We start from the raw sequence: 12,609 nt of genomic DNA, 5'->3' as shown, positions 1-12,609 counted from the left end.
GAGTTTGACCCCTGGGGAGTCAGAGTTTGACCCCTGGGGAGTCAGAGTTTGACCCCTGGGGGTCAGACCTTGACTGCCAGACGCACGCCTCCCCAATGCCGTCCACGGACGGTGATCGGAGCGGAGATATCCTTCATCATCACGAAATTGCCGCCGCCCATGTCGCGCCTGTAGGTCTGGACGAGGAAGGGCGCGGTGCTGCGGCCGGCGGCAAGGCCGACGCGATCGGCGAAGATGCGGCGGTTGCGGCAATTGGCGGTGTTCCAGACGGTGTCGCCGGGCCGCTGGGCTTGCGAGAACTTCCGGTTGTGAGTCGGCAGATAGCCGTTCTCGTCGATCGCCGCGCAGAAGGCGATGCGCTCGTCCAAGGTTGTGACGGGTTCCTGGATCGGCGGCAGCAGGCGGTCGGTGAGTTCGGTGAAGGCTGCCATCACCTGTGCCGGATCGGAGCCCGCTATCGGCCGATAGCGTCGGTCGAAGAGAGCATCGAGCCCGATCTGCCCTTCAGCGACGGCACGTTCGAAGGCGCCGGAAATCTGTCTTGCCACCGACTGCGCTTCCTCGATCCAACGGCTGTCGGCAGTCTTGACGCCGGCGCTCGCCGTCAGCTGGATCAGGGTTTCCGAGAGGCCGACGACGCTGTCGACGCGCTTTGCCGCCTGCTGTAGCCTGACATTCGAGCCGGCGACCTCGGCTGACATCTCGCCGAGTTTCTCGACGAAGCCGGCGCATTGCTGGTCGACCGCCTCGGTGGTGTTGGCCATGACAGTCGAACTGTCGAGGATGCGGGTGATCACATGTTCCATGCTTTCGAAGGCGCCGCGCATCGCCTCCGACTTGTCACGCACGCCGGCCGCACTGTCGCGCGCATCGCTGCCGACGGCCGACAGCCGGTCGATCTTGACACGCAGTTCGTCCAGCGTCTGCTGGATGGAACCAGTCGCCTTCGAGGTCTGCAGCGAAAGGGCTCGGACCTCGGTGGCGACGACCGCAAAACCCTTGCCCGCATCGCCGGCGCGCGCCGCCTCGATCGCGGCATTCAGCGCCAGCAGGTTGGTCTGGCGGGCGATGATGCTGATCTCCTCGGCAATATTGTCGACATCGGCAAGCGACTTGGAGAAGCCGGCAATCTCAGTGCCGATCTCGTTGGAGGACTGGACCATATGGCCGATCTCGGCGACGGAGCCGGTCAGGCGGTCGGCCGATTCTTTCAGCATGTGGCGGGCCTCGGCCGCCGTGCGGTCGGTCTCGCGCAGCGACACGGCGACCGAGCGGTTGGTCTCGGCAATCGACAGCGCGGTGCGGGTGACATGATCGAAGGCCGAGGCATGCCGGGCCGACATTCCCGCCATGTCCTGGATGGCGCCGGCGATATCGACGAGGTCGATGCCAAGGGTGGAGGCTTCTTCGGCAAGACGCAGCAGGATGTGGCGCAGCGCCTCGGGATCTGGCCCCACCGCTTCGACCACAGGTTCTGCGGCCAGATCGTCTATCGCCTTCAGCGCATGCATGACCGACGCTCCCCCGCCCCAATCAGAAAAGCTTCAGGCAACATGGTTAACAAGTTGCAAACAGTGGCAGCACCTTAGACTTAGGTTGTAGGGAAATCGAACTCCGTGACTGTGGGCCGGCCGTGCGGCGCCCCATCAGCTGGCGATGAAGCCCGTCAGCCGCTCGCTCAACTGCCAGAGGCGTTCGGCGAGCTCCGGATCGGTTGCCCAAGGACGGACGCCGAGCATCTCGGTCGAATCGCCGGGGACGGCAGTGGCGATATCGCAGTTCTCGCAATAGACGCCGCCGAGCCCGTCTAGCTTCTCGCTGACGGCGCACCAGACGGTGGTCGCCGCCCCCTGCTGAATCGTCTTCTTGTTGTTTTGCGGATCGATGACCGGCTTGCCATCCTCGTCGACATAGCCGCTCGTCTTGAGGAAGTCGCTCGACTGGTGGCGGACCAGATCGGTGGTGACTATACCGCCGGGATGCAGCGAGAAGGCTCTGACACCGTGCTTCGCACCCAAAGCGTCCAGTGAGATCGCAAAGAGAGCATTTGCCGTCTTCGACTGGCCGTAAGCGAGATAGGGCGCGTATTCGCGGTTCTCGAAATTCGGATCATCGAAATCGACGCCGGAGAAGACGTGACCGCGCGAGGAGACGGCGACGACGCGCGCGCCCTCGGCCTTCACCAGTGCCGGCCAGAGGTGAGCCGTAAGCTGAAAATGGCCGAGATGATTGGTGGAGAACTGCGATTCGTAACCGCGGGCGTCACGCGTCAGCGGGTTCGCCATGACGGCAGCATTGTTGATGAGCAGATGCAGGGGCTCGCCGCTTTCGAGGAAGCGGTCGGCGAAGTCGTCGATCGAGCCGGGGTCCATCAGGTCGAGCTTTTCCAGCACAAGGCCGGGAATGCTTTCCACGGCTGCCTTGGCTTTTTCGAGATTGCGGGCGGGGACGACAACCCTGGCGCCAGCTTCGGCGAGCACACGAGCCGTCTCGAGACCAAGACCCGAATAACCGCCGGTGACGATCGCGACTTTGCCTGAAAGATCGTGTCCGGCAATGACGTCGGCGGCGGTCGAGGCCGCACCGAAGCCGGAACCGATGGGAGCCTGTGGAGTGGACATGACATGCCTCCGCTGTGTGTGATGGCCTTATGTACGCCCGGGAAATGGGATTCTGAATGCTTGCAAATCCGAATTTCCTGCTTCATCGTTCAAAAATGATCAGTGACCCACTCTCCGAAATGCTCAATCTACTCGATGCGCGCTGCCTTGTGTCGGGTGGGCTGATCGCCGGCGGCGCCTGGGCGCTGCGCTTCCCCCGGCCGAACCGAATCAAGATCAGCGCGGTCGCCAAAGGGCGCTGCTGGCTTTGCCTCGACAATGGCAGTGAACCCATTCTGCTCGAAGCAGGCGACGTTGCGCTTCTGAACGGCCGGCATTCGTTCGTCCTGGCGAGCGACCTTGCCGTTACGCCCACTGACGCGGTCGGCGCCTTCAAGGAGAAGGTCGACGGCCTGGCACGCCACGGCGTTGGCGAGGATTTCCATTATCTCGGCGGCCACATCGCGCTCGGACCGCAGGGCATGGAGCTGCTGTCCGACGTACTGCCGCCGATCATTCATGTGCGTGCCGCCCTTGCCGAAGCCGGCGTGCTGCGCTGGCTACTCGACCAGTTGGTCCGGGAGATGGCGGCAAAGCGGCCAGGCGCCCTGCTCGCCTCGACCCAGCTTGCGCAGTTGATGTTCGTGCAGGTGCTGAGGGCGCACATCATGAGCTCGGCGCCACTGACGGTCGGGTGGCTCCGCGCCTTCGGCGACGATCGCATTGCGCCGGCGCTGCGGCTGATGCATGGCGATCCCGGCCGGTCCTGGCAGCTTGGCGAACTGGCAAAGGCGGCCGGCATGTCGCGCACGAGCTTTGCCCTGCGGTTCAAGACCGTGGCGGGGGTGGCGCCGCTCACCTATCTCACCGGCTGGCGCATGCGCCTTGCCGAACGCGAGCTGCGGGAGGGCAGCATGCCGGTTTCGGCGCTGGCGCTTTCGCTCGGCTACACATCCGAAAGCGCCTTCAGCAACGCTTTCAAGCGGATGACGGGTATGGCGCCCAGGCGCTATCGCGTGGCGATGGCCCGCGAGGCCGGGCCGATCGAAGAGGTGGTGGATGTCGAGGGCCAGGCGATGACGACACATTACCGGCTGTTGAAGGCGGCATCCTAGTGGTTAGAGCATTTCCGTTTTGCTCCAAGTCGCGAAAATGCTCTAACATTTTGGTTGCGCAATTCCGGACGCAAAACCGCTGCGCACTTTTGCTGGAATTGCTCTATATCGCGCCGATTTCCTTGAGTTTCTTCAGCACCGCCTGGTTCGGCTCGCCGTCTTCGGGCAGGTTGTAGTGCTTCTGAAAATGGCGGATGGCCGCGCGGGTCTGCTCACCGGCGACACCGTCGACGCCGACATTGGCATAGGCCATGTTGGAAAGACCCTTCTGGATCTTCAACACCAGGTCAACATTGGTGATTTCGCTTGATGGAACCTGCTTTGCCGCTGATGGAGCCGTTTTGACGGTCTTTTCGGCGCTGCGGATCGCGGCTGCCACCGGGTCTTCCGCCGCCGCCTTCGAGCTCACATCCTCGGGCGGCTTTTCGGCGGGCACGGTCGAAGGGCCAGCGGCATCGGTCTTCAGCGCCACTAGCACCTCCGGCGTCGGATCGCCGGTTTGGGTCATGCCGACGGTCTCCTCGAAGAAGAGAATGGCCGCGCTGGTGCGCGGGCCGATAATGCCGTCGGGTATGCCGCTATAGAGACCGCGGCGCACCAGCTGCTGCTGGATGTCCATGACGAGCTGGCTTGGCTGCTGGCCGGGTGCGGCAGGCGCCGGTGTCGCGTTGGTGGTGGCAGTATCCTGCGGCCGTTCGATCCGGAAGGTGGTGACGTCGCCCTCCTCGGCCGGGCGGCGGGCGCCGAGCACGGTCGGAGACTGCGGATCGCGGGTGCGGAAGATCGGATGCGGATGCAGGCCCGGCTGATACCAGAGCGCATTGGCGGCGACGAAGGAGAAGATGACGGCGAAGGTGATCGCGCCGCCGGCGACCGACGGATTGCGGCCGATGACGCCGCCGAGCACGGATGCGCCCTGCAGGCCGACCCCGCCGAGCACGGAGGCGCCCTGCAGGCCGAGACCGCCGAGGGCGGCAGCGCCTGACATCAGAAGGCCCGGCTGCTGCCGTCCTCTTTTTCCCTTAGGCGATTTTCGCTTGCGCGCGGCCATCGAAACGCCCCTCTTTCAATTCTACACCGCTATTGACCGCGCCCTTCAGCCGCGGCGGAAACTCGACAGTCGCGCCATGACCGGCGTCTTCGGCGTGTTGGGCGCCCGAGCCGTCCGCTGCGATCTCGATAGTGATGATCGTGCCCTCGCCCGGCTGGCTGGCGATGGCGAAATACCCGCCATGCAGCGCCACCAGCCCCTTGACCAGGGAGAGACCGAGGCCGGAGCCTTCGAAGCGGCGGGTATAGTCGTTCTGGATCTGGACGAAGGGCTGGCCTAGCAATGCCAGCTTGTCGGCCGGGATGCCGATACCGGTATCGCTGACCGTCAGTTTGAGGATGCCGTCTCGGGCTGCCGCATCGACCGAGACGACGCCGCCGGCCTCGGTGAACTTTATGGCATTGCCGACGAGATTGATGAGGATCTGCTGGATGGCGCGCTGATCGGCGACGACCTCGCCGAGGTCGCGCTGGATACGGCTGGTTAGGGTGAGGCCCTTGGTCTTGGCTTGCAATGCCAGCATCGACTCGCAGGATTTGACGGAGCTTGATATATCGAAGGCTTCGAGGATCAGCTCGTAGCGGCCGGCTTCGATCTTGCTCATGTCGAGCATGGTGTTGACGACGGACAGCAGATGCGCGCCGGATTCGCGGACCAGGCCGACATATTCGCGCTGACGGTCGTTTTCGAACTTGCCGAAATATTCGCCGATCAGGATATCGGAAAAACCGAGAATGGCGTTCAGCGGCGTGCGCAGCTCATGGCTGACGGCGGCGAGGAAGCGCGACTTGGCGTCGTTTGCGGATTCGGCGTCCGCCGCACGGTTCTGGGCTTCGTCACGCAGTTGCTGCTCGACGGAGACATCGCGCAGCTGGGCAATGATGGCGGCAAGTTCGCCGTCGGCATCGCGCCGGGCCGTCATGTCCATTCTCAGATATGCAAACTGGCGCTGGTCGCGCGAGACCGAGGGCCGGTCGAGGCGCAGATCGACGCTCTGAGCATCCTCGCCCCGGCGCAGGCCATCGAGCGCCTGCAGGAAAAGGATGCGGTCGGAGACATGCACCTGCTCGAGGAAGCCCCTGCCCTTGGGATCACGCATCCAGCCGAGGAAGTCGCGCCGGTCGCGACCGCCGATGGTCGCCACACTGCCGTGCGGGTCGAGGAAAAAGACGAGGCCCGGGGTGGCGGCAAGGAAGAAATCCTCGGCCGACTGCGTGGCGATACCGGCTGCCGAGCCCTGACGGGCGAGCGCGATGCTGCCGACGGCGGAAAAAAGAAAGGCGGCGCAGACCATGGCGACACCTGCCGGCAGCGCGACGGCAGGACTGGTGACTGCCGAAAGGCCGATGGGAGCGGCAACGAGAGCGGCCGACGAGAGCAGCACGAGGCGGCGCAGGATCGCGAGCTCGCGTTGGCGCACGGCTTCACCGCCGCCCGTCCGGGAGAGCCAGCTTGTCGCTGCCCGGTCTACGAGGGCCGTCATCCAGCCGCCAATGTTACTCAATACACGCACGCAATACCCGCCCGAAAGGCTGTCGATCGATCCGGACAATAGGCCTTGGCGACTTAAAGAAAGGATAAGGCAAAAGCGCTGTTCACAGCCTGAAACGGCTGAAATTCTCGTTTTGAAGCATCTGGAAGGCTCTTTGCCTTTTGTGGTTAATAGGGGGTAAGCGACGGATTTTCCTCATATTTCAGCATTGCGTTAACTCCTGTGGCAAGGCGAGCCGGCAAAAGTCCTGCAATTGCAAGCAGGTGCTGCCCTGATGCTTAACGGCGATCGCTCGCATTCGACTAAAATGCGGCTCAAATGCCGTTCGCTAAAATTTGAACTAAATTTGCCGCAAATGCGCGTGAGTTTCGAAAAGCGGCATTCGCAACTTGGCGGTAGGGTGAAAACACACCGGACAACCGGCCTGATTCGGCAACAAGAACCGGACGGGGAAACAGGATGGGCGACGACAATGTGGTTTCTGATCAAAGGATCCTTCTGGTTTGGCCTTGTGCTCGTGCTTCTTTCCGTCTTCAGCACGGAGAGTTCCGACAAGTTGGCCAGCGGCCCGCAATTGCAGCTTTCCGACGCGTTCACGGCGGCAAGCGGCGCCTACGACTATTTGACCGGCATGTGCTCGGAGAAGCCCGAAGTCTGCGCCAAGGGTACCGAGACCCTCACCGCACTCGGCTACCGGGCCCGTGAAGGCGCCCGCGTTGCCTATGAACTTCTCGACAGCCAGTTCAAGGATGAGACGCCGGCAACCGCAAAGCTTGCCGACCCGCAGGTGCCAGTGGCGCTCAACATGCCTTCCCTCACCACGCCTGCCATCCAGGAAAAGGTGCGCGAGGCCAAGGCAGCGCTCAACCAGCCGATGCCTTACCGTCCGCCGGTCGAAGATGACGCCTCCTCTGAGACGGTGGTGACCGGCGCTATTCCGCTGCCGACGCCGAAGCCGGCGACCTGACCCTCAACCAGCTTGCATCGGTGGTCCGCATGACGCGGAGATGCCCCATGCCTGACGTGCCTGCCCTGTTTAATTCAGCATGTTGCTGCGCCGTGAGGATGCCCATCCCTCACGGCGTTTCTTTTTAACGGTTCAAATCTGCCGGTCTTTCACCTATATGCACTCTTAGAGCATTTCCTGACGCATTCCGGACGCAAGACCGCTGCGCACTTTTGCTGGAACTGCTTTAATAGTGAAAGGCTTCTCCATGGCATCCCTCGACCAGATCATCGACGACTTCGCTTTCCTGGACGATTGGGAAGATCGCTACCGCTATGTCATCGAACTCGGCAAGGCGCTGCCTGATTTGGCCGAGGAGAAGCGCACCTCGGAGAACAAGGTGATGGGTTGCGCCAGCCAGGTCTGGCTGGTGACTCATACGGCAGGCGATCCCGACAATCCGGTCATGAGCTTCGAGGGTGATTCCGACGCCCATATCGTGCGCGGCCTCGTCGCCATCGTGCTTGCCACCTATTCCGGCAAGACGGCATCGGAGATCGCCGGGCTCGATGCCTTCGAGATATTCTCGAAGATCGGCCTGGTGGAGAACCTGTCATCGCAGCGTTCGAACGGACTGCGCTCGATGGTGAACAGGATCCGCGAAGAGGCAAGAGTCCGCGCTGCGGCTTGACCGCGATCGTGGCTGGCCGGCTTTCAGAGCCATAAGGCGAGCAAGCGGGTCAGTGCCGGCTCTGCAATCGAGTATATTAACACTTGCTCATAGTATAGGAATACATTCAAAGCCTGTCGGCAAAGCATAAGACGGGATCTCTTACGCAGTCGTGGCGTCCGGCCGAATCAGACGCAACGCTTCAAATACCGGAAAATGTATTTCTTCCCCTTGCGAAGGCACAAAAAAGCCGGGCACAAGACCCGGCTTTTTGTCGTTGATGCTTTCGAAAAAGCTCAGCCGCGGCCGCGCTTGCGGCGCTGCCCGAGGCCCATTTCCTTTGCCAGGCGCGAACGCGCTTCGGCATAAGCGGGCGCTACCATCGGGTAATCGGTCGGCAGGTCCCACTTCTCGCGGTATTCTTCCGGCGAGAGGCTGTGATGCGTCATCAGGTGACGCTTGAGGGACTTGAAATTGCCGCCGCATTCCAAACACGTGATCTGCTCGTCCTGTACGGACTTGCGGACAGAAACTGCAGGCTTCTGCTTTTCGACGATCGCCGCAGCAGGCTGCGGTACGGACGTGTTGCTCAGTGCCGAATGCACGTCGGAAATCAGATTGGCCAGGTCGCTGACCGGTACAACATGGTTGCTGACATAAGCTGCGACGATGTCGGCTGTCAGTTCCACAAGCAGCTCCGGCGCACTGCCGGTCGCTATATCCGTCATATTCTTTCTCCTGTTAGCATGCTCAAACGGTCTTTGACTGACACGCCAAAGACCCGCCTCGTAGAAGCGAACAGCAAAAGCACAGGAAGCGACCTTCTGTTTCGAAAAACGCGAAATCCACCCCTAGATTCCGAAGAGCCTGACCTGTTCTTATACTGCCTGACTGGAAACCACTACGTCATGCTCCAGGCGATGGCCCCAGTTTAGACATTAAAAATCAAAACTGAGGGACTTGGAAGCAGTACGATTGCAATTCACAATCAGAACTCTACTTGCATTTTCAAATACCATCGTTTGGTCGAAAGGCCAATTATTATTTGTCGTTTTTCTTGAGAAAAAATGACAGATGAAGAATTGAGGGGCTCTTCGGCAAGCTTTACTCACAGCTTCCTGTGCATAAGTTTTGCATAAATCTGGTAAAGTCGCCGAACAGCATAGCCTCAACGATCCCTGATATCGTCACGGACCGAGAGTGCACCGAGATCATATCCCGAACGATGGGCAACTCTGGCAAGCAGATGGGCCGCCACCGGTGCCGTCAGCAGGAAGAAGACGAAACCGGCAATGGCGCGGGCGAGAATCGCCGGGTCCTGCGAATAAAGGCCGGCGGCAAGGAGCAACAGGCCGGAGCCGACAGTCCCCGCCTTCGAGGCCGAATGCATGCGCGTATAGAGATCAGGCAGCCGGACCAGGCCGATCGCTGCCGCAAGCGTAAAGAGCGAACCAACGATCAAAAGCAAGGCGGTGACGGCAGCCACGATATAATCGATCATCGCTTCTTCCCCCCTGCCCGGCGTTTTTGCGTGTTGCCATTTGCCGCAGATGCGGACGGCTTCGATTTGATATTGCCGCGCGACAGCACGAATCGGGCGAAGGCGACGGTCGCCAGGAAACCGACGAGGCCGAGCGAGATGGCAATATCGATATAGAGCGAAAATCCGGTCTTGACCGCAATGACGGCGATGAAACCGATGGCGATGCCGGTCAGCATGTCGAGGGCGAGGATCCGGTCCGGCAGTGTCGGGCCGGCAACGACGCGCCAGACGGTGAGGATCAGCGCCAGGCCGAGGATGACGAGTGCGGCCGAGGATGCGGCTGCGACGATGGCGGCAGGTGTGATCACCGGAAGGCCTCCATGATCTTGCGTTCGAAACCGTTGGCGATATCACGCCTGGTCGCCTCCGGATCGGAACAATCGAGCGCGTGCACATAGAGCGTGCGGCGATCTGTGGAGACGTCGACCGAAAGCGTGCCTGGAGTCAGCGTGATGAGGTTTGCCAGCAAAGTGATCTCGAAATCGCTCGTCACCGTCAAAGGGTAGGCGAAGATGCCGGGTTTCAGCTTCATATCGGGCGAGAGCACGGTGACCGTGACCTTCCAGGCCGACAGCGACAACTCCTTGAGGAACAGAGCGGCGAGCGAGAATACCGGGAGGACGCGGGGGATGCGTCCCTTGCCGCCGAAGGATTCGCGGATGATGACCAGCGCCAGGGCCCCGAGCAGGACGCCGAGGACGAGATTGTGCAGCGAGGCGCTGCCGGTAACAGTGACCCAGGCAGTAGCAAGCAGCAGGTTGAAGAGGAAGAAGATCACGGCGCACGCCCTTCCGGGAAGACCGAATGAAGATAGGCGTGGGGATCGGCCAAGCCGGCGGCGGCCGATTGCGACAGCGCCAGCAACTGTTCCGGCAAGATGCCGAAGCCGATGACCAGCGCGGTCAGCGCGGCGAGCGGCAGGCCCGTGCGCCACCTCGGTCCGGACGGCGTCAGTGCTATCGCCGCCGGGCGCCAATAGGCGAGCAGAAAGAGACGACCGAAGGCGATCGTCGTCAGAAAACCGCCGACGAGGATCGAGGCCGCCAGCCACCAGGCGCCGAGATCGAGCGAGGCCTTGACGAGAATGACCTTCGGCCAGAAGCCGGAAAAGGGCGGCAGGCCACAGGCGGCCAGGAAGAGCACGAGGGAGAGTGCGGTGAAACCGCCGCTTTGCCGGTAGAGCCCGCCGAGGGCCGACAGCGAAAAGCCGCCGCCGCGCCGGGCGATCTCGCCGGCGGCAAGATAAAGTGCGGTCATCAGCACCATCGAATGGAGCGCATAGAAGACAGCGCCGCTGATGCCGCCAAGGCCGCCGAGGGCGACGCCGGCCAGCATGTTTCCGATGCCCGATATGACGACATAGCCGAACAGCCTGCGGATATCGTTTTCGGCAAGCGCGCCGAGAGCGCCGACGACAATGGTCGCGGCGGCGGCGAGCGCGATCACCGGGCTCAATTCCTGGCGCTCCACCGGCAACAGCATGACCATCACCCGGATCAGCGCGTAGATGCCGACCTTGGTGAGCAGGCCGGCAAACAGTGCGGAGACCACGATACGCGGCGTATGATAGGCGGCGGGCAGCCAGAAATTGACCGGGAAGGCCGCCGCCTTCATGCCAAAGGCGAGCAGGAAGAGGCTTGCCAGCGTCATCAGCGGCGCCGTGCCGCGCAAATCACCAGCTTTTGCAGCGATATCGGCCATGTTGAGGGTGCCGAAGGCGGCATAGAGAATGCCGACGCCGACCAGGAACAGGGTCGTGGCGATCAGATTGAGCACCGCATATTTCAGCGCGCCGTCGATTTGCTCACGTTCGGAACCAAGGATGATCAGCCCGAAGGAGGAGATCAGCAGCACCTCGAACCAGACATAGAGATTGAAGATATCGCCGGTGAGAAAGGCGCCGGTGACGCCGGCCATCAGCAGCATCAGCAGCGGGAAGAAACCATATCGCCGGCCGCTTTCGCCGATATCGGCCAGCGCATAGATGCCGCCGGCGAGTGCGGCAAGGGCCGCGGTAAAAGCCATCAGCGCACCGAAGAGATCGACAGTGAAGGCGATGCCGAAGGGCGGCAGCCAGCGGCCCATGACCATGGTCAGCGGCCCGTCGGCCGCGACCTTGGCGAGCAGCGCCGCATCGATCAGCGCCAGCGCCGCAAGACCAGGGATGGCAAGCCAGGCCTGCAGGCGGGGATAGGCGCGCAGCATCAGCAGGACGGCGCCGAGCGTGATGCAATGGGCGACCGGCAGGATGGCAAGCCAGTGACCGATCGGCACTGGGGCGGTGATCAGGGCAGCGGAGAGATCGACGGTGGAGGTGGCGGCAGCCATCAGATGGCGCCTCCGCTATCGCACGAGAGGGTTTGCCGTGTAGTGAGCATCCGCACCAACATCCTCAATACCCCAATGGCGGCAGCGGCCGGTCGTCGGGCTCGGCGGCGCGCATGTCGCTGGTGTTGTCGGTGCCGAGGTCCTGATAGGCGCGGTAGGTCAGCACCAGCAGGAAGGCAAGGAAGGAAAAGGAGATGACGATCGCCGTCAGGATGAGGGCCTGCGGCAGCGGGTTGGCCGTGCCTGCGGGCAAGCTGTCGAGACCCGCCGGGATGATCGGCGGCACCTCGCGCGTCAGCCGGCCACCGGTAAAGAGCAGCAGGTTGACGGCGTTGCCGAGGATGGCGATGCCGAGCATGATGCGGATCGAGAATTTCGACAGCATCAGATAGATGGCGGCGGCGAAGAACAGACCGACGAGGATCGCCAGAAGCGGCTCCATCATTCCACCTCCTTTTCTTCCAATGCCAATGCGATCGACGTGATGGCGCCGAGCACGACAAGATAGACGCCGATATCGAAGAGCATGACGCTCGACAGCGGCACCTCGGCGCCGAAAAGCGTCGGATAGATCCACAGGCCGGTCATAAAGGGAACGGCAAACAGGATGGAGAGAAGACCGGCTGCGGTGGACAGGAACAGGCCGAAGCCGGCGATCGACAGCGGATGGAAAAACAGCGCCCGGCGAACGGCGCCGACGCCGCGGGCAATGCCGTAGATCGCCAGTCCCGAGGCAGCGATCAGCCCGCCGATGAAGCCGCCGCCCGGCTCGTTATGGCCGCGCAGCAGCACGAAGACGGAAAACAGCAGCATCAGTGCGGTGAGGAACGGGGCGACGGTGCGGAAGATGAGGGTGTTCACGCG

The 12,609-nt window shown here is 62.2% G+C and carries 14 protein-coding genes; 3 read left to right on the top strand and 11 right to left on the bottom strand.

What is annotated here, in order from left to right; genetic code table 11:
• Positions 1–62: 62 nt before the first annotated feature.
• Positions 63–1,511: a methyl-accepting chemotaxis protein gene (locus AC25BC_RS05340; protein ID WP_113547089.1), complete on the bottom strand. Its 1,449-nt coding sequence runs from the start codon at positions 1,509–1,511 to the stop codon at positions 63–65.
• A gap of 135 nt (positions 1,512–1,646) precedes the next feature.
• Positions 1,647–2,621 carry an oxidoreductase gene (locus AC25BC_RS05335; RefSeq protein WP_128439223.1) on the bottom strand — a complete coding sequence of 325 codons (975 nt, stop codon included), beginning with the start codon at positions 2,619–2,621 and terminating at the stop codon, positions 1,647–1,649.
• A 56-nt stretch (positions 2,622–2,677) separates the two neighbouring features.
• On the opposite strand from AC25BC_RS05335, the gene AC25BC_RS05330 reads away from it, so the two are divergent.
• Positions 2,678–3,715 carry an AraC family transcriptional regulator gene (locus AC25BC_RS05330; protein ID WP_012756659.1) on the top strand — a complete coding sequence of 346 codons (1,038 nt, stop codon included), beginning with the start codon at positions 2,678–2,680 and terminating at the stop codon, positions 3,713–3,715.
• Between the two features lie 103 nt (positions 3,716–3,818).
• Here AC25BC_RS05330 and AC25BC_RS05325 read toward each other — a convergent pair whose 3' ends face one another.
• Positions 3,819–4,766, bottom strand: coding sequence for a peptidoglycan-binding domain-containing protein (locus AC25BC_RS05325; protein WP_128439224.1), 948 nt, complete (start codon positions 4,764–4,766; stop codon positions 3,819–3,821).
• Positions 4,738–6,318: a sensor histidine kinase gene (locus AC25BC_RS05320; RefSeq protein ID WP_204338266.1), complete on the bottom strand. Its 1,581-nt coding sequence runs from the start codon at positions 6,316–6,318 to the stop codon at positions 4,738–4,740. The genes AC25BC_RS05325 and AC25BC_RS05320 overlap by 29 nt, the downstream gene beginning before the upstream one ends.
• 412 nt (positions 6,319–6,730) lie before the next feature.
• On the opposite strand from AC25BC_RS05320, the gene AC25BC_RS05315 reads away from it, so the two are divergent.
• Both AC25BC_RS05315 and AC25BC_RS05310 read left to right on the top strand, forming a co-directional pair.
• Entirely contained in the window at positions 6,731–7,225 is a 495-nt protein-coding gene (locus AC25BC_RS05315; protein WP_012756656.1) for a DUF5330 domain-containing protein, read from the top strand.
• A 247-nt stretch (positions 7,226–7,472) separates the two neighbouring features.
• A complete protein-coding gene (locus AC25BC_RS05310) occupies positions 7,473–7,895 on the top strand; it encodes a SufE family protein (RefSeq protein ID WP_003557812.1) in 423 nt (140 codons plus the stop codon).
• Between the two features lie 275 nt (positions 7,896–8,170).
• Here the strand turns inward: AC25BC_RS05310 and AC25BC_RS05305 are convergent, their stop codons facing one another.
• The 7 genes from AC25BC_RS05305 to AC25BC_RS05275 all read right to left on the bottom strand — a co-directional run bounded on the left by AC25BC_RS05305 (position 8,171) and on the right by AC25BC_RS05275 (position 12,606).
• Positions 8,171–8,602, bottom strand: coding sequence for a Ros/MucR family transcriptional regulator (locus AC25BC_RS05305; RefSeq protein WP_003546634.1), 432 nt, complete (start codon positions 8,600–8,602; stop codon positions 8,171–8,173).
• Positions 8,603–9,042: 440 nt separating this feature from the next.
• Positions 9,043–9,375: a monovalent cation/H(+) antiporter subunit G gene (gene mnhG, locus AC25BC_RS05300; protein WP_012756654.1), complete on the bottom strand. Its 333-nt coding sequence runs from the start codon at positions 9,373–9,375 to the stop codon at positions 9,043–9,045.
• Complete coding sequence (locus AC25BC_RS05295; RefSeq protein WP_017993413.1) at positions 9,372–9,725, bottom strand: cation:proton antiporter; 354 nt, start codon at positions 9,723–9,725, stop codon at positions 9,372–9,374. The genes mnhG and AC25BC_RS05295 overlap by 4 nt, the downstream gene beginning before the upstream one ends.
• Positions 9,722–10,195 carry a Na+/H+ antiporter subunit E gene (locus AC25BC_RS05290; RefSeq protein ID WP_012756652.1) on the bottom strand — a complete coding sequence of 158 codons (474 nt, stop codon included), beginning with the start codon at positions 10,193–10,195 and terminating at the stop codon, positions 9,722–9,724. The genes AC25BC_RS05295 and AC25BC_RS05290 overlap by 4 nt, the downstream gene beginning before the upstream one ends.
• Positions 10,192–11,745, bottom strand: coding sequence for a Na+/H+ antiporter subunit D (locus tag AC25BC_RS05285; protein ID WP_012756651.1), 1,554 nt, complete (start codon positions 11,743–11,745; stop codon positions 10,192–10,194). Before AC25BC_RS05285 ends, AC25BC_RS05290 begins: the two co-directional genes overlap by 4 nt.
• Positions 11,746–11,809: 64 nt before the next feature.
• On the bottom strand, positions 11,810–12,187 hold the full coding sequence (locus AC25BC_RS05280; RefSeq protein WP_032994420.1) for a Na+/H+ antiporter subunit C: 378 nt from the start codon (positions 12,185–12,187) through the stop codon (positions 11,810–11,812).
• Positions 12,187–12,606: a Na(+)/H(+) antiporter subunit B gene (locus AC25BC_RS05275; protein WP_012756649.1), complete on the bottom strand. Its 420-nt coding sequence runs from the start codon at positions 12,604–12,606 to the stop codon at positions 12,187–12,189. Before AC25BC_RS05275 ends, AC25BC_RS05280 begins: the two co-directional genes overlap by 1 nt.
• Positions 12,607–12,609: the final 3 nt, after the last annotated feature.

The sequence above is a fragment of the Rhizobium sp. WSM409 genome, assembly GCF_057653825.1.
The sequence above is the reverse complement of the archived record's forward strand: the minus strand, read 5'-3'. Positions and strand labels throughout refer to the sequence as shown.